Here is a 22,469-nt window from a genome sequence, read left to right as displayed (position 1 = left end):
AGCGATGTTCCGCCGTACGTTCTGGTTCACCGCGGGCGCAGCCGCCGGTGTGTGGGCCACCACCAAGGTCAACCGCAAGATCAAGCAGCTGACGCCCGAGAGCCTCGCGGCGCAGGCCGCGAACAAGGCGATCGAGGCGGGCCACCGCGTCAAGGACTTCGCCCTCGACGTCAGGGCCGGCATGGTCCAGCGAGAGGCGGAACTCGGCGAGGCGCTCGGGCTCAACACCGATCCCGAACTGGCCGCCCCGCGCCGCGTCGCCGCCATCGAGAACAGCAACGACCCGAAGTACAGCAAGAACTCGAAGTACAGCAAGAACCCGACGTACGTCGAGAGGTCGACGTACTCGTACAACCGGAATGAGGACCACTGATGGAGTCGGCCGAGATTCGTCGCCGCTGGTTGAGCTTCTTCGAGGAGCGCGGGCACACCGTCGTCCCTTCGGCGTCGCTCATCGCGGACGACCCGACTCTGCTCCTGGTCCCGGCCGGCATGGTCCCCTTCAAGCCGTACTTCCTCGGTGAGGTCAAGCCTCCCTTCGCCCGCGCCACCAGCGTCCAGAAGTGCGTCCGTACGCCGGACATCGAAGAGGTCGGCAAGACCACCCGGCACGGCACGTTCTTCCAGATGTGCGGCAACTTCTCCTTCGGCGACTACTTCAAGGAAGGCGCCATCAAGTACGCCTGGGAGCTGCTGACCAGCCCCCAGGACAAGGGCGGTTACGGCCTGGAGCCGGAGAAGCTCTGGATCACCGTGTACCTGGAGGACGACGAGGCCGAGCGCATCTGGCACGAGGTCGTCGGCGTCCCCAAGGAGCGCATCCAGCGCCTGGGCAAGAAGGACAACTACTGGTCCATGGGCGTCCCCGGACCCTGCGGCCCGTGTTCCGAGATCAACTACGACCGCGGCCCCGAGTTCGGCGTCGAGGGCGGCCCCGCCGTCAACGACGAGCGGTACGTGGAGATCTGGAACCTCGTCTTCATGCAGTACGAGCGCGGCGAGGGCACCTCGAAGGAGGACTTCGAGATCCTCGGCGACCTGCCGAGCCAGAACATCGACACGGGTCTCGGCCTCGAACGCCTCGCCATGATCCTCCAGGGCGTGCAGAACCTGTACGAGATCGACACCTCCATGGCCGTCATCAAGAAGGCCACCGAGCTGACCGGTGTCGAGTACGGCACCGCCCACGCCTCCGACGTCTCCCTGCGCGTGGTCACCGACCACATGCGGACGTCCGTGATGCTCATCGGCGACGGCGTCTCCCCAGGCAACGAGGGCCGCGGCTACGTGCTGCGCCGCATCATGCGCCGCGCCATCCGCAACATGCGGCTGCTCGGCGCCACCGGCCCGGTCGTCCAGGACCTCGTCGACGTCGTCATCGAGATGATGGGCCGGCAGTACCCGGAGCTGGTCTCCGACCGCAAGCGCATCGAGACCGTCGCCCTCGCCGAGGAGGCCGCCTTCCTCAAGGCGCTGAAGGGCGGCACCAACATCCTCGACACCGCCGTCACGGAGACCAAGGCCTCCGGCGGCACGGTCCTGTCCGGCGACAAGGCCTTCCTGCTCCACGACACCTGGGGCTTCCCGATCGACCTCACCCTGGAGATGGCCTCCGAGCAGGGCCTGTCCGTGGACGAGGACGGCTTCCGGCGCCTGATGAAGGAGCAGCGGGAGCGCGCCAAGGCCGACGCCAAGGCCAAGAAGACCGGGCACGCCGACATGGGCGCCTACCGCGAGATCGCCGACGCCGCCGGTGAGACCGACTTCATCGGCTACACCAGCACCGAGGGCGAGTCCACGGTCGTCGGCATCCTCGTCGACGGTGTCTCCTCGCCCGCCGCCACCGAGGGCGACGAGGTCGAGATCGTCCTCGACCGCACCCCGTTCTACGCCGAGGGCGGCGGCCAGATCGGCGACACCGGCCGCATCAGGATCGACACCGGTGCCGTCGTCGAGGTCCGCGACTGCCAGAAGCCCGTCCCCGGGGTGTACGTCCACAAGGGCGTCGTCCAGGTCGGTGAGGTGACCGTCGGCGCCAAGGCCCAGGCCGTCATCGACGTGCGCCGCCGTACGGCCATCGCCCGCGCCCACTCGGCCACCCACCTGACCCACCAGGCCCTGCGCGACGCCCTCGGCCCGACGGCCGCCCAGGCCGGTTCCGAGAACCAGCCCGGCCGCTTCCGCTTCGACTTCGGCTCCCCGTCCGCCGTGCCCACGGCCGTGATGACGGACGTCGAGCAGAAGATCAACGAGGTGCTCACCCGCGACCTCGACGTGCACGCCGAGATCCTCAGCATCGACGAGGCCAAGAAGCAGGGCGCCATCGCCGAGTTCGGCGAGAAGTACGGCGAGCGCGTGCGCGTGGTCACCATCGGCGACTTCTCCAAGGAGCTGTGCGGCGGCACACACGTGCACAACACCGCCCAGCTCGGCCTGGTCAAGCTGCTCGGCGAGTCGTCGATCGGTTCGGGCGTACGTCGTATCGAGGCCCTGGTGGGTGTCGACGCCTACAACTTCCTCGCCCGTGAGCACACGGTCGTCGCCCAGCTCCAGGAGCTGATCAAGGGCCGTCCGGAAGAGCTCCCGGAGAAGGTCTCGGCCATGCTCGGCAAGCTGAAGGACGCCGAGAAGGAGATCGAGAAGTTCCGCGCGGAGAAGGTCCTCCAGGCCGCCGCCGGTCTCGCCGGGTCGGCCAAGGACGTGCAGGGCGTCGCCCTGGTCACCGGCCAGGTCCCGGACGGCACAGGCGCCGACGACCTGCGCAAGCTGGTCCTCGACGTACGCGGCCGCATCCAGGGCGGACGGGCCGTCGTGGTCGCCCTGTTCACCACTGTCAACGGCAAACCGCTGACGGTCATCGCCACCAACGAGGCGGCCCGCGAGCGCGGTCTCAAGGCCGGTGACCTGGTGCGCACGGCCGCCAAGACCCTCGGCGGCGGCGGGGGCGGCAAGCCCGACGTGGCCCAGGGCGGCGGCCAGAACCCGGCCGCCATCGGTGAGGCCGTCGACGCCGTCGAGCGGCTTGTGGCCGAGACCGCCAAGTGAGCGACGGCGAGCGGGTCATGCGCCGCGGCCGGCGGCTCGCCATCGATGTCGGGGACGCCCGGATCGGGGTCGCCTCCTGCGACCCCGACGGGATCCTGGCCACGCCGGTGGAGACCGTGCCGGGACGTGACGTCCCGGCCGCCCACCGGCGGCTGCGGCAACTCGTCGAGGAGTACGAGCCGATCGAGGTCGTCGTGGGCCTTCCTCGCTCCCTGAAGGGGGGCGAGGGCCCGGCAGCCCTCAAGGTCCGCGCATTCGCACAGGAGCTCGCACACGCGATCGCACCGGTGTCGGTGCGCCTCGTGGACGAGAGGATGACCACAGTGACGGCCAGTCAGGGACTGCGCGCCTCGGGCGTGAAGTCCAAGAAGGGCAGATCGGTCATCGACCAGGTCGCAGCCGTGATCATTCTCCAACAGGCACTGGAGTCCGAACGGGTGTCAGGTACATCTCCGGGCGAGGGCGTCGAAGTGGTCATCTGATCGCGGTACGGTAACGTTCCGCGCGATGCGGTGGTGTTCGAATAGCTTCCGCACAGGAGAAGAGGCGACGGAAGCCCAGCCACCGCGCGACCACCGCCTCGCGGCTCTAGGGGATCGATGACTGAGTATGGCCGGGGCCCAGGCTCCGAACCGTGGCATCCCGAGGACCCGTTGTACGGGGACGGCGGATGGGGAGGACAGGAGGCCCACGCGGCCCAGTCCCCCTACGGCGGCCAGCCGCAGCACTATCCGGAGCAGCCGCAGCAGCCGCAGTACGGCGACTGGGGCACAGGTCAGCAGGCCGACTACGACCAGGCGCAGCAGCAGTACGCCCAGGGACAGCAGCAGCACTACGTCCAGGGGCAGCAGCAGTACGGCGGTCATTCTCCGCAGCAGTACAACGGCCAGGGTGGGCAGGGCTACCACAACCAGGGCGGCGGGCAGTACGACCCGAACGGTCAGCAGTACGACCAGAACGGCCAGCCGTACAACGGCGGCTGGGACGCGGGCCAGCAGTACCAGCAGCAACAGCAGCAACAGGTCCCGTACGGCGGTGACCCGAACGATCCCTACGGCGGCCAGGCCGTGGCGTACAACGGTCAGCAGCCCGACTACTACGGGACTCCCGACGCCTATCCGCCGCCGGAGCCGCCGAGCCGCCGCCGCGCCGAACCGGAACCCGAGGCGGAACCGGAACCGGAATCGAAGCGCACCGACTGGGACCCGGGTCCGGACCAGGGCGAGCACGCGTTCTTCGCGGGCGGTGACGACGACGAGGACGACTCCGACGACGACCCGCAGAACCGGCGGCGCGGCAAAGGCGGCAAAGGCGGTAAGGGAAGCAAGGGCAAAGGCGAGAAGAAGAGCAAGAACGGCTGTGCCTGCCTTGTGGTCTCCCTCGTCCTCCTCTCGGTGGGCGGTGGCGTCACCTATTTCGGCTACCAGTTCTATCAGAGCCGTTTCGGTTCGGCCCCCGATTACGCGGGAGAGGGAACCGGCGGCCAGGTGACCGTCGTGATTCCCAAGGGCGCCTTCGGATCGGTCATCGGCCAGAAACTGAAGGCGGCCGGCGTCGTCAAGAGCGTGGACGCCTTCGTGGCGGCCCAGGCGCAGAACGAGAACGGCGACAAGATCCAGGCGGGTTCCTATCTGCTGAAGAAGCAGATGTCCGCGGAAAGCGCTGTCGCGCTGATGCTCGATCCCAAGAGCCAGAACAATCTGGTCGTCAGGGAAGGGCAGCGCAACGTCACGGTGTACGAGGCGATCGACAAACAGCTCGATCTCTCCAAGGGAACCACCGCGGAGATCGCCAAGAAGAAGTACAAGAGCCTCGGGCTCCCGGACTGGGCGAACGACGACAGCGACATCAAGGACCCGCTGGAAGGATTCCTCTATCCGGCGACCTACCCCGCCGACAAGAACATGAAGCCCGAGACCGTCCTGAAGGACATGGTCGCGCAGGCCAACAAGGAGTACGAGAAGTACGACCTGGAGGCGAAGGCCGAGGACCTGGGCCTTGAGGACCCGCTGCAGGTCGTCACGGTCGCGAGCCTCGTCCAGGCCGAGGGCATCACGCACGACGACTTCAAGAAGATGGCGTCCGTCGTCTACAACCGGCTGAAGCCGACGAACGACGTCACCAACCAGAAGCTCGAATTCGACTCGACGTACAACTACCTCAAGGGTCAGAGCAAGATCGACATCTCGGTCGCCGAGATCCGCAACTACGACGACCCGTACAACACGTACTTCTACAAGGGTCTTCCGCCCGGGCCCATCGGTAATCCCGGTGACGAGGCCCTGAGGGCGGCGCTGGAGCCCGACGGCGGTGCGTGGATGTTCTTCATCTCCATCGACGGCAAGAAGACGGACTTCACCAAGACCCTGGCCGAGCACGAGAAGTTGGTTCAGAAATTCAATGAGCGGCGCAACAAGGACTGACGGGGACCGGCGGTGCCGAGCCGCCGTTCTCGGTTCCCCGATCGGCCATTCCCTTTCCCCGGTGCTGCACCGCGCCGCGTACGGGGAACTGGGTCTGCACGACTGGTCGTACGACCGTTTCGAGATCGACGAGGCGGCGCTGCCCGGATTCATCGGGAAACTCGGTCCCGAATGGGCCGGACTCTCGCTGACGATGCCGCTCAAGCGTGCGGTCATTCCGCTGCTCGACGAGATCACCGCGACGGCGGCCTCCGTCGAGGCCGTGAACACGGTGGTGTGCACCGAGGACGGCCGCCGCGTCGGCGACAACACCGACATCCCCGGGATCGTCGCCGCCCTGCGCGAGCGGGGCATCGAACAAGTGGAATCCGCGGCGATCCTCGGCGCGGGCGCCACCGCCTCCTCCGCGCTGGCCGCGCTCGCCCGGGTCTGCACGGGCGAGGTCGTCGCGTACGTCCGCAGCGAGGCGCGTGCCGCCGAGATGCGGCAGTGGGGCGAGCGGCTCGACATCGAGGTGCGTACCGCCCACTGGTCGGAGGCCGAACAGGCCCTGCGCGCGCCCCTGGTGATCGCGACCACCCCGGCGGGCGCCACCGACACCCTCGCCCCGTCCGTCCCCGAACGGCCCGCCACCCTCTTCGACGTCCTGTACGACCCCTGGCCGACCGACCTCGCGGCCCGCTGGTCCGCGTACGGAGGCGCCGTCGTCAGCGGGCTCGACCTGCTTGTACACCAGGCGGTCCTGCAAGTCGAGCAGATGACGGGCCTCGCTCCGGCCCCGGTCGACGTCATGCGCTTGGCGGGGGAGAAGTCCCTCGCGGCCCGCCAGGACGGCCGCTAGGATCCGGCTTCCGGTTCCGCGGGGGCGGGGCCGCGCGCATCGGAACAACGGGGGACAGATCCATGTACGTGACACAGGCGTCCTGGAAGTCGGAGATATTCCAGTCGGTGGTGGGCTTCCTGCCGGACTGGGCACAGGGCACCGCGCTGGGGCTCTTCCTGCTCGCCGTCCTGACCCCCTGGGCGCTCAGGACCTGGCGCAAGTTCGTCTACCACCGGGCGCTCCGCACGGGGCGGCCCATCCCCGAGTCGGCACGGTACGCACAGGGCCGTGGCAGCGACCACCTGGGCTCGTACGCCCCGATGCCCCGGCGGGACGACCCCGCGGCGTGACGCGTACCGGCACCACGGCGTGAGCGCGGCGCGTCCGCCAGATGGACCTGGGGCCGGGCGCAGGGCGCGGACGTGGGAGGATCGGAGGCGGCGGGCCAGGGCCGCGCACCCGGTCGCGCCGTCGCCGTACGCGAGGACGCGCGTACGCAGAGCAGGACGCAGTACCAGGGCGCGAGCATGAGGAGCACCGTTGAGCAGGTTGCGCTGGCTGACCGCCGGGGAGTCCCACGGTCCGGCACTTGTGGCGACGCTGGAGGGTCTTCCCGCCGGCGTGCCGATCACCACGGAGATGGTGGCGGACCACCTGGCCCGGCGGCGCCTGGGCTATGGGCGCGGCGCGCGGATGAAGTTCGAGCGCGACGAGGTCACCTTCCTGGGCGGTGTCCGGCACGGACTCACCCTCGGCTCGCCGGTCGCGGTGATGGTCGGCAACACCGAGTGGCCCAAGTGGGAACAGGTCATGGCGGCCGACCCGGTCGACCCGCAGGTCCTCGCCGAGCTGGCCCGCAACGCCCCGCTGACCCGGCCGAGGCCCGGCCACGCCGACCTCGCCGGAATGCAGAAGTACGGCTTCGACGAGGCACGGCCGATCCTGGAGCGGGCCTCCGCACGGGAGACCGCGGCGCGGGTGGCGCTGGGCGCGGTGGCGCGTTCGTACCTGAAGGAGACCGCCGGTATCGAGGTCGTCTCGCACGTGGTGGAGCTGGCGGCGGCGAAGGCCCCCTACGGCGTGTACCCCACCCCCAACGACGTCGAGAGGCTGGACGCGGACCCGGTGCGCTGCCTGGACGCGGACGCGTCGAAGGCGATGGTCGCGGAGATCGACCAGGCCCACAAGGACGGCGACACGCTCGGCGGAGTGGTCGAGGTGCTGGCGTACGGGGTGCCGGTGGGCCTCGGTTCGCACGTGCACTGGGACCGGCGCCTCGACGCGCGGCTGGCGGCGGCGCTGATGGGCATCCAGGCGATCAAGGGCGTGGAGGTCGGGGACGGCTTCGACCTCGCGCGGGTGCCCGGTTCCAAGGCGCACGACGAGATCGTCCAGACCGACGAGGGCATCCGGCGCGCCTCGGGCCGCTCCGGCGGCACCGAGGGCGGGCTGACCACCGGCGAACTGCTGCGCGTACGGGCGGCGATGAAGCCCATCGCCACCGTGCCGCGGGCCCTGGCGACCATCGACGTGGCGACCGGCGAGGCCACCAAGGCGCACCACCAGCGCTCGGACGTGTGCGCGGTGCCCGCGGCCGGGATCGTCGCCGAGGCGATGGTCGCGCTGGTCCTGGCGGACGCGGTCGCGGAGAAGTTCGGCGGCGACAGCGTGCCGGAGACCCGGCGCAACGTGCAGTCGTACCTGAAGAACCTGGTCGTGCGGTGACCGGTCCCAGGATCGTGCTGGTCGGCCCCATGGGCGTCGGCAAGTCCACGGTCGGAGCGCTGCTCTCGGAGCGGCTCGGCTGCCGCTTCCGGGACACCGACGAGGACATCGTCACCGAGCAGGGCCGCACCATCGCGGACATCTTCGTGGAGGAGGGCGAGTCCGCCTTCCGGGCCCTGGAGAAGCAGGCCGTGCGCCGCGCGCTCGCCGGACACGACGGCGTACTGGCCCTCGGCGGCGGCTCCATCCTCGACGAGGACACCCGGGCGCTGCTCGCCGGACAGCCCGTCGTGTACCTCTCGATGGACGTCGAGGAAGCGGTCCAGCGCACCGGCCTGAACGCGGCCAGGCCGCTGCTCGCGGTCAACCCGCGCCGGCAGTGGCGCGAACTCATGGACGCGCGCCGCCCGCTGTACGCGGGGGTCGCGAGCGCCGTGGTCGCCACCGACGGCCGTACCCCCGAAGAGGTCACCCGAGCGGTCCTCGACGCACTGGAGTTGAAGGAAGCATGAACGAGGCAGTGACGCGGATCCACGTCGGCGGTACGGCGGGCAGCGAGCCGTACGAGGTCCTGGTCGGCCGCCAACTCCTCGGTGAGCTCGGTCAGTTGGTGGGGGAGAGGGCCAAGCGGGTCGCGGTGATCCACCCCGAGGCGCTCGCCGAGACCGGTGACGCGCTCCGCGCCGACCTCGCCGAGCAGGGCTTCGATGCCGTCGCCATCCAGGTGCCCAACGCGGAGGAGGCCAAGACCGCCGAGGTCGCCGCGTACTGCTGGAAGGCGCTCGGTCAGTCCGGCTTCACCCGCACCGACGTGATCATCGGCGTCGGCGGCGGGTCCACCACCGACCTCGCGGGCTTCGTCGCGGCGACCTGGCTGCGCGGGGTGCGCTGGATCGCCATCCCCACCACCGTGCTGGCCATGGTGGACGCGGCGGTCGGCGGCAAGACCGGCATCAACACCGCCGAGGGCAAGAACCTCGTCGGCGCCTTCTACCCGCCCGTCGGCGTGCTGTGCGACCTCGCCGCCCTCGACTCGCTGCCGGTCCACGACTTCGTGTCCGGGCTCGCCGAGATCATCAAGGCCGGCTTCATCGCCGACCCGGAGATCCTCGCCCTCATCGAGGCCGACCCGCAGGGCGCCCGTACGCCCGCCGGGCCGCACACCGCCGAACTCATCGAGCGCTCCATCAGGGTCAAGGCCGAGGTCGTCTCGTCCGACCTCAGGGAGTCCGGGCTGCGCGAGATCCTCAATTACGGGCACACCCTCGCCCACGCCATCGAGAAGAACGAGCGCTACGAGTGGCGGCACGGCGCCGCGGTCTCGGTCGGTATGCACTTCGCCGCCGAACTGGGCCGTCTCGCGGGCCGTCTCGACGACGTGACCGCGGACCGGCACCGCACGATCCTGGAGTCGGTCGGACTGCCGCTGACCTACCGCTACGACCAGTGGCCGAAGCTCCTGGAGAACATGAAGGTCGACAAGAAGTCCCGCGGCGACCTCCTGCGCTTCATCGTCCTCGACGGACTGGCCAAGCCGACCGTCCTGGAGGGCCCCGACCCGGCGGTGCTCCTCGCCGCCTACGGCGAAGTGGGCGAATAGCTCCCCCGGAGCGGCACTTGCACCGATTCGCCTGCGCGGACGGGCACTTCGGGCCGTCCCCGGCCGTTCACCAAACGGCGGCCGGGGACGGTACCGTTCGGTAGGCGAGCGGGGCAGGTGCCCCGCTGCCAGCGCCCATTGCCTGTACGAGACGGAGTGGCACCGGATGCAGCACGCAGTGGGGTCTCCGCTGCCGCCGCCCCATCAGCCGGGGCACGGACCGGCCGCCGGCTGGTCGGGGGCCGCACCACACCCGGGACCGCACCACCCCGGTCCGCACGCCGGGGTCCCCGCGGGTCCGCCGCCGGGCTTCGCCGGAGCGCAGACGGGACCCGCGGCCCCGCACCCGCCGGGCCCTCCGCATCCGCCGGGGCACCCGCCCGCGCCGCACCACGCCGCCCCGCACCACGCTCCCGTGCCGCCCACGCCGGACACCACGGGCCATGTCCAGCTGCCGCCGGGCGGTCCCGTCCCGATGCCGAGCGCGCCGCCCGCGACCGGCATCCCCGACCCGACGTCCACGACGCTCGCGGTGCTGCTCATCGGGCCCGCGGGCGCGGGCAAGACCAGCGTCGCCAAGTACTGGGCGGACCACCGCAGGGTGCCCACGGCGCACATCAGCCTGGACGACGTCCGTGAGTGGGTGCGCTCGGGCTTCGCCGACCCGCAGTCGGGGTGGAACGACATGTCGGAGGCGCAGTACCGGCTCGCCCGCCGCACCTGCGGCTTCGCGGCCCGCAACTTCCTGGCCAACAACATCTCCTGCATCCTCGACGACGCCGTCTTCCCCGACCGGCCCGTGGTGGGCCTCGGCGGCTGGAAGCGGCACGTCGGGCCCGGGCTGCTGCCGGTCGTGCTCCTGCCGGGCCTGGAGATAGTCCTGGAGCGCAACGCGGAGCGCTCCGGAAACCGCCGCCTCACCGACGAGGAAGTGGCCCGTATCCATGGCCGGATGGCCGGCTGGTACGGCTCGGGCCTCCCCATCATCGACAACTCCCAACTGGACGTCCCCCAGACGGCCCGAGTCCTGGACGAGGTCCTGTCCCGCTCCATCGCAAGCCCACCTCAGTGGTGACCTGAGCGCTCGGAAGGGGCGCGGGGAACGGCGCGAGCAACCCCCACCGGCCCGCACGGGAGCCTCCCGGGGCCGCGAGGGCGCCCGCGCCATTCAGGGTCGCGGGCACCGGGCGCGTTTTGAGGGGCGCGGGGAACTGCGCGGCCAACCCCCACGAACCCGCACCCGATTCTTTTAGGGGCGCGGGGAACTGCGCGAGCAACCCCAACGGACCCGCACCCGGCACACAACCTCAAGCCCCACCCCCTACCCCGCCCGGCCCGCCCACTCGGCCCCCTCAAACCGGCGCAATCCGAGCGAAGCTCATACGCTCAAACCATGCCAGAGGTGCACGAAACCCGCCGAGCCCGGCTACGAGACCGCGTGAACGCCAGCGGCAGCGCCTCCGCGCTGGTCACCCGCCCGGCGAACGTCCGCTACCTCACGGGCGTGGCCCCACCCGGCGCGGTCCTCCTGCTGGGCAGCACCGAGGACCTGCTCGTACACGGCACCGCACCCGGCACGACACCCGGCACCCCCTCCGCCGCGGACGGCCGCCCCGACGAGGCCCTGCGGATCCACACGCTGCCGAGCCCCGGCGGCGACCCCGCCGTCGCCGCCGCGGACCTCGCCGCGACCCAGGGCGCCGACTCCCTCGCCGTGGAGGAGCACCACCTCACCGTGACCCGCCACCGGGCGATCGGTTCCGTGGCCCCCGCCCTGCGCCTCGCGGACGTCGGCGGAGCCGTCGAACAGCTGCGGGTGATCAAGGACGAGGAGGAGATCTCCTGTCTGCGCATCGGCGCGGAGATCGCCGACCAGGCCCTGGGCGAACTCCTGGAGTCGATCCTCGTCGGCCGCACCGAACGGCATCTCGCGCTGGAACTGGAACGCCGCCTCGTCGACCACGGCGCCGACGGACCGGCCTTCAGGACGTCGGTCGGCACCGGCCCGCACTCCGGGCGCCGCGGACACCGGCCGACCGACCGCCGGGTCGAGGAGGGAGATTTCCTCTCCGTCTGCCTCGGGGCGACCTACCACGGATACCGCTGCGAGATCGGCCGGACGTTCGTTATCGGCACCTCTCCCGCGGACTGGCAGATCGAGCTGTACGACCTCGTCTTCGCATCCCAGAGGGCCGGCCGCGAGGCCCTGGTGCCCGGCGTCGCCTACCGCGACGTGGACCGCGCGGCCCGCCAGGTACTGGACTCCGCCGGGCACACGGAGGGCCTTCCCGAGTCGACCGGACACGGTGTGGGGCTCGAAATCGACGAGGAGCCGCAGTTGGCCCCCGCGGCCATGGGTAAACTGGACGCTTGCGTGCCGGTCACCGTCGAACCGGGGGTCCACCTTCCGGGCCGGGGCGGTGTCAGGATCGATGACACGCTCGTCGTGCGCCCTGAGGCGGACGGCGGACCCGAGCTACTCACCATCACGACCAAGGAACTGCTCGCGCTCTAGTCCCGCAAGCTGTACAGGCCTCGACCGTATCGGGTGCCTCGACCGCTTCGGACCGTGCGCGTGTTACCGGGGTCGTCCACGTCAGTCCAGGAGATTCCGCAACCGTGGCTTCCACGAACGACCTCAAGAACGGCCTGGTGCTCAAGCTCGACGGGGGCCAGCTCTGGTCCGTCGTCGAGTTCCAGCACGTCAAGCCCGGCAAGGGCCCCGCCTTCGTGCGCACCAAGCTGAAGAACGTGCTTTCCGGCAAGGTCGTCGACAAGACGTTCAACGCCGGCGTCAAGGTCGAGACGGCCACTGTCGACAAGCGCGACATGCAGTTCTCGTACATGGACGGCGAGTACTTCGTCTTCATGGACATGGAGACCTACGACCAGCTCATGGTCGACCGCAAGGCCGTCGGCGACGCCGCCAACTTCCTGATCGAGGGCTTCACCGCCACCGTGGCGCAGCACGAGGGCGAGGTGCTCTTCGTCGAGCTGCCGGCCGCCGTCGAGCTCGTCGTCCAGGAGACCGAGCCGGGCGTGCAGGGCGACCGTTCCACGGGTGGCACCAAGCCCGCCACCCTGGAGACCGGTCACCAGATCAACGTCCCGCTCTTCATCACCACCGGTGAGAAGATCAAGGTCGACACCCGCACGAGCGACTACCTCGGCCGGGTGAACAGCTAACCGTGGCTGCCCGCAATACGGCCCGCAAGCGTGCCTTCCAGATCCTCTTCGAGGGTGACCAGCGAGACGTCGACGTCCAGACGGTCCTCGCGGACTGGATCAGGCACTCCAGGACCGACACCCGGCAGCCGCCCGTGAGCGAGTTCACGATGGTGCTGGTCGAGGGCTACGCGGACCACGCGCGGCGCATCGACGAGCTGATCTCGCAGTACGCCGTCGACTGGACGCTCGACAGGATGCCGGTCGTCGACCGCAACATCCTGCGTCTCGGTGCGTACGAGCTGATCTGGGTGGACGAGACCCCGGACGCGGTCGTGCTCGACGAGGCGGTGCAGTTGGCCAAGGAGTTCTCCACGGACGACTCGCCCGCGTTCGTGAACGGGCTGCTCGGCCGGTTCAAGGAGCTCAAGTCGTCGCTGCGGCGGGACGAGGTCTGAACGATCCGCTCCGCACCGTGCGATGTGATGCGCGGGCCGGTGGGGGCTGGTCGCGCAGTTCCCCGCGCCCCTTAGGTACGCCGGAGGGCCCGCAGTGTCATGCTGCGGGCCCTCCGGCGTCCTCGTACGGCCGAAGCCTCCCAGGGCCCCAGAAAGCCGCCGGGGGGCCGGAACCCATTGGTTCCGGCCCCCCGGGCGGCACGTTTCTTCTCAGTGCTGGTGCGGTCAGCCCTCGTCGTGTGAGACCGCGCGGCGCGCATCCGCGTCCAGGACGCCCCAGCTGATCAGCTGCTCGGTGAGGACCGAGGGCGACTGGTCGTAGATGACGGCGAGCGTGCGCAGGTCGTCCTGGCGGATCGACAGCACCTTGCCGTTGTAGTCGCCGCGCTGGGACTGGATCGTCGCCGCGTAGCGCTGCAGGGGACCCGCCTTCTCGGCCGGTACGTGCGCCAGTCGCTCCAGATCGAGGACCAGCTTCGGCGGCGGCTCGGCGGCCCCGCCCGGCGTGGTGCCCGGCAGCAGCTCCTGCACGGGAACGCCGTAGAAGTCCGCCAGCTCGGCAAGACGCTGCACGGTCACGGCGCGGTCGCCGCGCTCGTACGAACCGACCACGACCGCCTTCCAGCGGCCCTGGGACTTCTCCTCGACGCCGTGGAGGGAAAGGCCCTGCTGGGTACGGATGGCGCGGAGCTTGGCCCCGAGCTGTTTGGCGTATTCGCTGGACATATAGCTCCCCGGACACTGTGTCGACGTGCGGCTCGGCCGCGCGGCTGGTGACTCACTGTGAGGTTACGCAGCGTGACTCTGGCTCGTCAAGCCGAATGGTCCGGACCGGTCTCCCCGGGGAAGCGGAGCACGGCCGGGACGAGGGGGGTGATCAGGGGCATTGCCGGGCTGGTACCGTTGATGGCGCAATTCCGACGTCCTTTAATGATCCGTCCCGAGAGGCGGAGAAGGAGGTCCGTTTCGTATGGACACCGAACAGCAGAAGCAGCAGTACGCGTCCGATGCGCGGCCCGTTCTGGAGGCCCCCGACATCGCACGGGTCCTGACCCGCATCGCCCACGAGATCGTCGAGCGCGCCAAGGGCGCCGAGGACGTGGTGCTCCTGGGCATTCCGACCCGCGGCGTGCACCTGGCCCAGCGGCTCGCCGTCAAGCTCCAGGAGATCACCGACCGCCGTATCCCGGTCGGCTCCCTCGACATCACCATGTACCGCGACGACCTGCGCATGCACCCGCCGCGAGCGCTGGCCCGTACCGACATCCCCAGTGACGGCATCGACGGCAGACTGGTCGTCCTCGTCGACGACGTGCTCTTCTCCGGCCGCACCATCCGCGCCGCCCTCGACGCGCTGAACGACATCGGCCGCCCGCGCGCCGTGCAGCTCGCGGTCCTCGTCGACCGCGGCCACCGCGAACTCCCGATCCGCGCCGACTACGTCGGCAAGAACCTCCCCACGTCGTTGCGGGAGACGGTCAAGGTCCAGCTCGCCGAGGAGGACGGCCGGGACACCGTGCTGCTCGGTGTGAAGCAGACCTCCCAGGGCGGGCAGCCGTAGCCCCGCGGCGTACGGCCGTCGCCGTGCGCCGGGCCCACGCGCGCCCCTGCCCGCCCCGGCCGTGCCCACCGGCACCGCCGGACGCCCGCTTCCCGACCTGAACCGCCTCGTGCCTGCCTGCCTTCTGCCTTACGGAGCCTGAAAGATGCAGCGTCATCTCATCTCGGCCGCCGACCTCACCCGCGACGACGCCGTCCTGATCCTCGACACCGCCGAGGAGATGGCCCGGGTCGCCGACCGGCCGATCAAGAAGCTGCCGACCCTGCGCGGCCGCACCGTCGTCAACCTCTTCTTCGAGGACTCCACCCGCACCCGGATCTCCTTCGAGGCCGCCGAGAAGCGGCTGTCCGCGGACGTCATCAACTTCACCGCCAAGGGCTCCAGCGTCTCCAAGGGCGAGTCCCTGAAGGACACCGCCCAGACCCTGGAGGCGATGGGCGTCGACGCCGTCGTCATCCGGCACGGCGCCTCCGGAGCCCCGTACCGCCTCGCGACCAGCGGCTGGATCGACGCAGCCGTCATCAACGCGGGCGACGGCACCCACCAGCACCCCACCCAGGCCCTCCTCGACGCCTTCACCATGCGGCGCCGGCTCGTCGGCCGGGACGAGGGCCTCGGCCAGGACCTCTCCGGCCGGCGCATCACGCTCGTCGGCGACATCCTGCACAGCCGGGTCGCCCGCTCGAACGTCGACCTGCTGCACACCCTCGGCGCCGAGGTCACCCTCGTCGCCCCGCCGACCCTGGTGCCGGTCGGCGTCGAGTCCTGGCCCTGCGAGGTCTCGTACGACCTCGACCGGACGCTGTCCAAGTCCGACGCCGTGATGCTGCTGCGCGTGCAGCGCGAGCGGATGAACGCGGCGTTCTTCCCGACCGAGCGCGAGTACTCGCGGCGCTACGGCCTCGACGGCGACCGCATGGCGAAGATGCCCGAGCACGCCATCGTGATGCACCCCGGGCCGATGGTCCGCGGCATGGAGATCACCGCCGAGGTCGCCGACTCGGAGCGCTGCACCGCCATCGAGCAGGTCACCAACGGCGTCTCGATCCGGATGGCCGTCCTGTACCTGCTGCTCGGTGGCAACGAACCCGCCGCCACCCACACCCGTACCGAGGAGAAGTAAGTCACATGAGCAAGATTCTGATCCGTGGTGCGAAGGTGCTCGGCGGCGAGCCGCAGGACGTCCTCATCGACGGCGAGACCATCGCCGAGGTCGGTACGGGCCTCTCGGCGGAGGGCGCCGAGGTCGTCGAGGCCGACGGCCGGGTGCTCCTGCCGGGGCTCGTCGACCTGCACACCCATCTGCGCGAACCCGGCCGTGAGGACTCCGAGACGGTCCTGACCGGCACGCGCGCCGCCGCGAGCGGCGGCTACACCGCCGTGTTCGCCATGGCCAACACCTTCCCCGTGGCCGACACCGCCGGAGTCGTCGAGCAGGTCTACCGGCTCGGCCGGGAACACGGCTACTGCGACGTCCAGCCCATCGGGGCCGTCACCGTCGGCCTGGAGGGCAAGAAGCTCGCCGAGCTGGGCGCCATGCACGAGTCCGCCGCCGGCGTCACCGTCTTCTCGGACGACGGCAAGTGCGTCGACGACGCAGTGATCATGCGCAGGGCCCTGGAGTACGTGAAGGCCTTCGGCGGTGTCGTCGCCCAGCACGCCCAGGAGCCCCGCCTCACCGAGGGCGCCCAGATGAACGAGGGCGTCGTCTCCGCGGAACTGGGACTCGGCGGCTGGCCCGCGGTCGCCGAGGAGTCGATCATCGCCCGGGACGTCCTGCTCGCCGAGCACGTCGGCTCCCGCGTCCACATCTGCCACCTGTCGACCGCCGGCTCCGTCGAGATCGTCCGCTGGGCCAAGTCCCGCGGCATCGACGTGACCGCCGAGGTCACCCCGCACCACCTCCTCCTCACGGATGAGCTGGTGCGCTCCTACAACCCGGTCTACAAGGTCAACCCGCCGCTGCGCACCGAGCGCGACGTGCTGGCCCTGCGCGAGGCGCTCGCCGACGGCACGATCGACATCGTCGCCACCGACCACGCCCCGCACCCGCACGAGGACAAGGACTGCGAGTGGGCCGCCGCCGCCATGGGCATGGTGGGCCTGGAGACGGCTCTGTCGGTCGTCCAGCAGACGATGGTCGAGACCGGGCTGCTCGACTGGGCCGGCGTCGCCGACCGCATGTCCCTCAAGCCCGCCGAGATCGGCCGGGCGCAGGGCCACGGCCGTCCCGTCTCGGCAGGTGAGCCCGCCAACCTCACGCTGGTGGACACCGCATACCGTGGTGAGGTGGACCCCGCGGGCTTCGCATCGCGCAGCCGCAACACTCCGTACGAGGGTCGTGAGCTGCCGGGCCGTGTCACGCACACGTGGCTGCGGGGCAGGGCCACGCTCGTCGACGGGAAGCTCGCGTGACATCACTCACCCCCTTTGCAGCGCAGATCGCCACGGAACTCACCACGGGCCGCGCCGTCGGCCTCGCGGCGGAGCAGAAGTCCGCCGAGGTGACCGACTGGGCCGCCCGCATCGGCTGGCTCGTCGGCCTGGTCCTGTTCATCGCGCTCGTCTACTGGCTGATGCGCGAGGGCTGGAAATGGCGCGGCACCCTCCAGGGCGACCTGCCCGAGCTGCCCGCCGCGCCGAGTGAGCCCGGTGCGGCCAGACTGACCATGAGCGGCCGCTACCACGGCTCGACGACGGCCGGGCAGTGGCTCGACCGCATCGTGGCGCACGGCCTGGGCACCCGCAGCAGGGTCGAGCTGACCCTGACGGACGCGGGCCTGGACGTCGTACGCCCCGGGGCGGCCGACTTCTTCGTCCCCCGCGAGCGACTGCGCGAGGCCCGGCTCGACAAGGGCATCGCGGGCAAGGTCCTCTCCGAGGGCGGCCTGCTCGTCGTCACCTGGGAACACGGCGACAAGCTGATCGACTCCGGGTTCCGCTCCGACCACGCGGCGGAGCACAACGAATGGGTCGACACCCTGAACGACATGACCGACAAGAGCAGCGACATCGACCAGAGCAGCGACACGGAAGGCGCACGATGACCACCTCCGACCAGGGAACCGCCTCGCAGCGGCAGAAGGCGGCTCCCGCCGTACTCGTTCTGGAGGACGGCCGGACCTTCCGCGGCCGTGCCTACGGGGCCGTGGGGGTGACCTTCGGCGAAGCGGTGTTCTCCACCGGCATGACCGGCTACCAGGAGACCCTCACCGACCCGTCGTACCACCGCCAGGTCGTCGTGATGACCTCCCCGCACGTCGGCAACACCGGCATCAACGACGAGGACATGGAGTCCAGGAAGATCTGGGTCTCCGGTTACGTCGTACGCGACCCCGCGCGCGTGCCCTCCAACTGGCGCTCCCGGCGCTCGCTCGACGAGGAGCTCGCCGCGCAGGGCGTCGTGGGCATCAGCGGCATCGACACCCGCGCGCTCACCCGCCATCTGCGCGAGCGCGGCGCCATGCGCGTCGGCATCTTCTCCGGCAGCACGCTCCCGGACGAGGGCACCATGCTCACCGAGGTGCGCCAGGCCCCCGAGATGAAGGGCGCCAGCCTCTACGAGGAGGTCGCCACCCAGGAGGCGTACGTCGTCCCCGCCGTCGGTGAGAAGAAGTTCACCGTCGCCGCCGTGGACCTCGGCATCAAGGGCATGACCCCGCACCGCATGGCCGAGCGCGGCATCGAGGTGCACGTGCTGCCCGCCACCGCCACCGTCGAGGAGATCTACGCGGTCGCCCCCGACGGCGTGTTCTTCTCGAACGGCCCCGGCGACCCGGAGCAGGCCGAGCACCCCGTCGCCCTCATGCGCGCCGTGCTGGAGCGGAGGACGCCCCTGTTCGGCATCTGCTTCGGCAACCAGATCCTCGGCCGCGCGCTGGGCTTCGGCACCTACAAGCTGAAGTACGGCCACCGGGGCATCAACCAGCCCGTGCAGGACCGTACGACCGGCAAGGTCGAGGTCACCGCGCACAACCACGGCTTCGCCGTCGACGCGCCGCTCGACAAGGTCTCCGAGACCCCCTACGGGCGGGCCGAGGTCAGCCACGTCTGTCTGAACGACCAGGTCGTCGAGGGGCTCCAGCTGCTCGACCAGCCCGCGTTCAGCGTCCAGTACCACCCCGAGGCGGCCGCGGGCCCGCACGACGCCGCCTACCTGTTCGACCGCTTCACGTCTTTGATGAACACAGCTTCGATGGAGGGCCAGCGTGCCTAAGCGCTCCGATATCCAGTCCGTCCTGGTCATCGGCTCCGGCCCGATCGTCATCGGCCAGGCCGCCGAGTTCGACTACTCCGGCACCCAGGCCTGCCGCGTCCTCAAGGCCGAGGGCCTGCGGGTGATCCTGGTCAACTCCAACCCCGCGACGATCATGACCGACCCGGAGATCGCCGACGCCACGTACGTCGAGCCGATCACCCCGGAGTTCGTCGAGAAGATCATCGCCAAGGAGCGCCCCGACGCGCTCCTGCCCACCCTGGGTGGCCAGACCGCACTCAACACCGCGATCTCCATGCACGAACAGGGTGTGCTGGAGAAGTACGGCGTCGAACTGATCGGCGCCAACGTCGAGGCCATCAACAAGGGCGAGGACCGCGACCTCTTCAAGGGCGTCGTCGAGGCCGTCCGCGCGAAGATCGGCCACGGCGAGTCCGCCCGCTCGGTCATCTGCCACTCCATGGACGACGTCCTGGGCGGTGTCGACACGCTCGGCGGCTACCCCGTCGTCGTGCGCCCCTCCTTCACCATGGGCGGCGCCGGCTCCGGCTTCGCGCACGACGAGGAGGAGCTGCGCCGCATCGCCGGCCAGGGCCTCATGCTCTCCCCGACCACCGAGGTGCTCCTGGAGGAGTCCATCCTCGGCTGGAAGGAGTACGAGCTGGAGCTGATGCGCGACAAGAACGACAACGTCGTGGTCGTCTGCTCCATCGAGAACTTCGACCCGATGGGCGTCCACACCGGCGACTCCATCACCGTCGCGCCCTCCATGACGCTGACCGACCGCGAGTACCAGCGCCTGCGCGACATCGGCATCGCGATCATCCGCGAGGTCGGCGTCGACACCGGCGGCTGCAACATCCAGTTCGCCGTCAACCCCGAAGACGGCCGCATCATCGTCATCGAGATGAACCCGCGCGTCTCGCGCTCCTCGGCCCTCGCGTCGAAGGCCACCGGCTTCCCGATCGCCAAGATCGCCGCCAAGCTGGCCGTCGGCTACACGCTCGACGAGATCCCGAACGACATCACCGAGAAGACCCCGGCGTCCTTCGAGCCGACCCTCGACTACGTGGTCGTCAAGGCGCCGCGGTTCGCCTTCGAGAAGTTCCCCTCCGCCGACTCCACGCTGACCACGACCATGAAGTCGGTCGGCGAGGCCATGGCGATCGGCCGCAACTTCACCGAGGCCCTGCAGAAGGCCCTGCGCTCCCTGGAGAAGAAGGGCAGCCAGTTCACGTTCGTCGGCGAGCCCGGCGACAAGGCCGAACTGCTCGCGGAGGCCGTACGGCCGACCGACGGCCGCATCAACTCCGTCATGCAGGCCATCCGCGCGGGCGCCACGCCCGAGGAGGTCTTCGACGCGACCCGCATCGACCCCTGGTTCGTGGACCAGCTGTTCCTGATCAAGGAGATCGCGGACGAGCTGGCCGCCGCCGACAAGCTGGAGCCCGCGCTGCTCGCCGAGGCCAAGCGGCACGGCTTCTCCGACGTCCAGATCGGCGAGATCCGCGGGCTGCGCGACGACGTGGTGCGCGAGGTGCGCCACGCGCTCGGCGTACGCCCCGTCTACAAGACGGTCGACACCTGCGCCGCCGAGTTCGCCGCCAAGACGCCGTACTTCTACTCCTCGTACGACGAGGAGAGCGAGGTCGCGCCGCGCGAGAAGCCCGCGGTGATCATCCTCGGCTCCGGTCCGAACCGCATCGGCCAGGGCATCGAGTTCGACTACTCCTGCGTCCACGCCTCCTTCGCGCTGAGCGACGCCGGCTTCGAGACCGTGATGGTCAACTGCAACCCCGAGACCGTCTCCACGGACTACGACACCTCCGACCGGCTGTACTTCGAGCCGCTCACCCTGGAGGACGTACTGGAGATCGTCCACGCGGAGACCCTGGCCGGACCGGTCGCGGGCGTGATCGTCCAGCTCGGCGGCCAGACCCCGCTCGGTCTGTCGCAGGCGCTCAAGGACAACGGCGTCCCGGTCGTCGGCACCCCGCCCGAGGCCATCCACGCCGCCGAGGACCGCGGCGCCTTCGGCCGGGTCCTCGCGGAGGCCGGACTGCCCGCGCCGAAGCACGGCACCGCCACCACCTTCGCCGGCGCCAAGGCCATCGCGGACGAGATCGGCTACCCCGTCCTCGTCCGGCCGTCGTACGTCCTCGGCGGACGCGGCATGGAGATCGTGTACGACGAGACCCGGCTGGCCTCGTACATCGAGGAATCCACCGAGATCAGCCCCTCCCGGCCGGTCCTGGTCGACCGCTTCCTGGACGACGCGATCGAGATCGACGTGGACGCCCTGTACGACGGCCACGAGCTGTACCTCGGCGGCGTCATGGAGCACATCGAGGAGGCCGGCATCCACTCCGGCGACTCGGCGTGCGCGCTGCCCCCGATCACCCTCGGCGGGTTCGACATCAAGCGGCTGCGCGCCTCGACCGAGGCCATCGCCAAGGGCGTCGGCGTCCGCGGACTGATCAACATCCAGTTCGCGCTGGCCGGGGACATCCTGTACGTCCTCGAAGCCAACCCGCGTGCCTCGCGCACGGTCCCCTTCACCTCGAAGGCGACCGCGGTGCCGCTCGCCAAGGCCGCCGCCCGGATCTCGCTGGGCGCCACCGTCGCCGAACTGCGCGCCGAGGGCCTGCTCCCGGCGAACGGCGACGGCGGCGAGCTGCCGTTCGACGCACCGATCTCCGTCAAGGAGGCCGTCATGCCGTGGTCGCGCTTCCGCGACATCCACGGCCGCGGGGTCGACACCATCCTCGGCCCGGAGATGCGCTCCACCGGCGAGGTCATGGGCATCGACTCGATGTTCGGCACGGCGTACGCGAAGTCCCAGGCGGGCGCGTACGGGCCGCTGCCGACCAAGGGGCGCGCCTTCATCTCCGTCGCCAACCGCGACAAGCGCTCGATGGTCTTCCCGGCCCGTGAGCTGGTCGCCCACGGCTTCGAGCTGTTCGCCACGTCCGGCACGGCCGAGGTGCTCAAGCGCAACGGCATCAACGCCACCATCGTGCGCAAGCAGTCCGAGGGCGAGGGCCCGAACGGCGAGAAGACGATCGTCCAGCTCATCCACGAGGGCGGCGTCGACCTCATCGTCAACACGCCGTACGGCACCAGTGGCCGCCTCGACGGCTACGACATCCGTACGGCCGCCGTGGCCCGCTCCGTGCCCTGCCTGACGACCGTCCAGGCGCTCGCCGCGGCCGTCCAGGGCATCGACGCGCTCACCCGCGGAGACGTGGGCGTGCGGTCGCTGCAGGAGCACGCGGAGCACCTGACCGCGGCGCGCGACTAGGCGCTCCGCCTGCCGCGGGTGCTTCGTCCGCGGGTCCGTCGTGGCCGGCCGCGCAGTTCCCCGCGCCCCTTCGGGGGCTCTGGCCCACCCTGAGGGGGACACCGAGGAAGGTGTCCCCCTCATCCATGAGGTTCTCGATGAGGAAGCCCACC

General features: G+C 70.3%; 20 protein-coding genes. 19 read left to right on the top strand and 1 reads right to left on the bottom strand.

Annotated features, from left to right (window positions below; all coding sequences use genetic code 11):
- Window positions 1–4: 4 nt before the first annotated feature.
- From J8N05_RS39630 to nusB, 13 genes are all read left to right on the top strand, one after another.
- Window positions 5–373, top strand: a complete 369-nt coding sequence (locus tag J8N05_RS39630; protein WP_210891843.1) for a DUF6167 family protein — start codon at window positions 5–7, stop codon at window positions 371–373.
- Window positions 373–3,045 carry an alanine--tRNA ligase gene (gene alaS / locus J8N05_RS39625; RefSeq protein ID WP_210891841.1) on the top strand — a complete coding sequence of 891 codons (2,673 nt, stop codon included), beginning with the start codon at window positions 373–375 and terminating at the stop codon, window positions 3,043–3,045. Before J8N05_RS39630 ends, alaS begins: the two co-directional genes overlap by 1 nt.
- 17 nt (window positions 3,046–3,062) lie before the next feature.
- Window positions 3,063–3,527: a Holliday junction resolvase RuvX gene (gene ruvX / locus J8N05_RS39620; RefSeq protein ID WP_210894152.1), complete on the top strand. Its 465-nt coding sequence runs from the start codon at window positions 3,063–3,065 to the stop codon at window positions 3,525–3,527.
- A gap of 117 nt (window positions 3,528–3,644) precedes the next feature.
- Entirely contained in the window at window positions 3,645–5,468 is a 1,824-nt protein-coding gene (mltG, locus tag J8N05_RS39615; RefSeq protein WP_210891839.1) for an endolytic transglycosylase MltG, read from the top strand.
- Window positions 5,446–6,309 carry a shikimate dehydrogenase gene (locus tag J8N05_RS39610; protein ID WP_210891837.1) on the top strand — a complete coding sequence of 288 codons (864 nt, stop codon included), beginning with the start codon at window positions 5,446–5,448 and terminating at the stop codon, window positions 6,307–6,309. The genes mltG and J8N05_RS39610 overlap by 23 nt, the downstream gene beginning before the upstream one ends.
- Window positions 6,310–6,371: 62 nt before the next feature.
- Entirely contained in the window at window positions 6,372–6,641 is a 270-nt protein-coding gene (locus J8N05_RS39605) for a hypothetical protein (protein ID WP_210891835.1), read from the top strand.
- Between the two features lie 190 nt (window positions 6,642–6,831).
- The gene (gene aroC, locus J8N05_RS39600; RefSeq protein ID WP_210891833.1) at window positions 6,832–8,016 is read left to right on the top strand and encodes a chorismate synthase; all 1,185 of its coding nucleotides are present in this window, start codon (window positions 6,832–6,834) and stop codon (window positions 8,014–8,016) included.
- A 29-nt stretch (window positions 8,017–8,045) separates the two neighbouring features.
- Window positions 8,046–8,528: a shikimate kinase gene (locus J8N05_RS39595; RefSeq protein ID WP_210894151.1), complete on the top strand. Its 483-nt coding sequence runs from the start codon at window positions 8,046–8,048 to the stop codon at window positions 8,526–8,528.
- The gene (aroB, locus tag J8N05_RS39590) at window positions 8,525–9,616 is read left to right on the top strand and encodes a 3-dehydroquinate synthase (protein WP_210891831.1); all 1,092 of its coding nucleotides are present in this window, start codon (window positions 8,525–8,527) and stop codon (window positions 9,614–9,616) included. Before J8N05_RS39595 ends, aroB begins: the two co-directional genes overlap by 4 nt.
- 166 nt (window positions 9,617–9,782) lie before the next feature.
- Window positions 9,783–10,691 carry a Pro-rich N-terminal domain-containing protein gene (locus J8N05_RS39585; RefSeq protein ID WP_210891829.1) on the top strand — a complete coding sequence of 303 codons (909 nt, stop codon included), beginning with the start codon at window positions 9,783–9,785 and terminating at the stop codon, window positions 10,689–10,691.
- Between the two features lie 318 nt (window positions 10,692–11,009).
- Complete coding sequence (locus tag J8N05_RS39580) at window positions 11,010–12,131, top strand: aminopeptidase P family protein (protein WP_210891827.1); 1,122 nt, start codon at window positions 11,010–11,012, stop codon at window positions 12,129–12,131.
- A 104-nt stretch (window positions 12,132–12,235) separates the two neighbouring features.
- A complete protein-coding gene (gene efp, locus J8N05_RS39575) occupies window positions 12,236–12,802 on the top strand; it encodes an elongation factor P (protein ID WP_210891825.1) in 567 nt (188 codons plus the stop codon).
- Between the two features lie 2 nt (window positions 12,803–12,804).
- A complete protein-coding gene (nusB, locus tag J8N05_RS39570) occupies window positions 12,805–13,239 on the top strand; it encodes a transcription antitermination factor NusB (protein ID WP_210891822.1) in 435 nt (144 codons plus the stop codon).
- Between the two features lie 225 nt (window positions 13,240–13,464).
- Here the strand turns inward: nusB and bldD are convergent, their stop codons facing one another.
- Window positions 13,465–13,965: a transcriptional regulator BldD gene (gene bldD / locus J8N05_RS39565; protein WP_067366005.1), complete on the bottom strand. Its 501-nt coding sequence runs from the start codon at window positions 13,963–13,965 to the stop codon at window positions 13,465–13,467.
- A gap of 244 nt (window positions 13,966–14,209) precedes the next feature.
- On the opposite strand from bldD, the gene pyrR reads away from it, so the two are divergent.
- The 6 genes from pyrR (at window position 14,210) to carB (ending at window position 22,317) form a co-directional block, all read left to right on the top strand.
- Window positions 14,210–14,800 (top strand): bifunctional pyr operon transcriptional regulator/uracil phosphoribosyltransferase PyrR, encoded by a 591-nt coding sequence (gene pyrR, locus J8N05_RS39560; protein ID WP_210891820.1) that lies wholly within the window; start codon window positions 14,210–14,212, stop codon window positions 14,798–14,800.
- Window positions 14,801–14,945: 145 nt separating this feature from the next.
- Window positions 14,946–15,923, top strand: coding sequence for an aspartate carbamoyltransferase catalytic subunit (locus J8N05_RS39555; protein ID WP_210891818.1), 978 nt, complete (start codon window positions 14,946–14,948; stop codon window positions 15,921–15,923).
- A 5-nt stretch (window positions 15,924–15,928) separates the two neighbouring features.
- On the top strand, window positions 15,929–17,215 hold the full coding sequence (locus tag J8N05_RS39550; RefSeq protein WP_210891816.1) for a dihydroorotase: 1,287 nt from the start codon (window positions 15,929–15,931) through the stop codon (window positions 17,213–17,215).
- Window positions 17,216–17,241: 26 nt separating this feature from the next.
- The gene (locus J8N05_RS39545) at window positions 17,242–17,847 is read left to right on the top strand and encodes a PH-like domain-containing protein (RefSeq protein ID WP_210894149.1); all 606 of its coding nucleotides are present in this window, start codon (window positions 17,242–17,244) and stop codon (window positions 17,845–17,847) included.
- Window positions 17,844–19,016: a glutamine-hydrolyzing carbamoyl-phosphate synthase small subunit gene (carA, locus tag J8N05_RS39540; protein ID WP_210891814.1), complete on the top strand. Its 1,173-nt coding sequence runs from the start codon at window positions 17,844–17,846 to the stop codon at window positions 19,014–19,016. Before J8N05_RS39545 ends, carA begins: the two co-directional genes overlap by 4 nt.
- Window positions 19,009–22,317 carry a carbamoyl-phosphate synthase large subunit gene (carB, locus tag J8N05_RS39535; RefSeq protein ID WP_210891812.1) on the top strand — a complete coding sequence of 1,103 codons (3,309 nt, stop codon included), beginning with the start codon at window positions 19,009–19,011 and terminating at the stop codon, window positions 22,315–22,317. The genes carA and carB overlap by 8 nt, the downstream gene beginning before the upstream one ends.
- The last annotated feature ends 152 nt before the right edge of the window (window positions 22,318–22,469 follow it).

Source organism: Streptomyces liliiviolaceus (assembly GCF_018070025.1).
GTDB lineage: Bacteria > Actinomycetota > Actinomycetes > Streptomycetales > Streptomycetaceae > Streptomyces > Streptomyces liliiviolaceus.
Note: the sequence above shows the minus strand (reverse complement) of the source record. Positions and strands in the feature narration are given on the sequence as shown.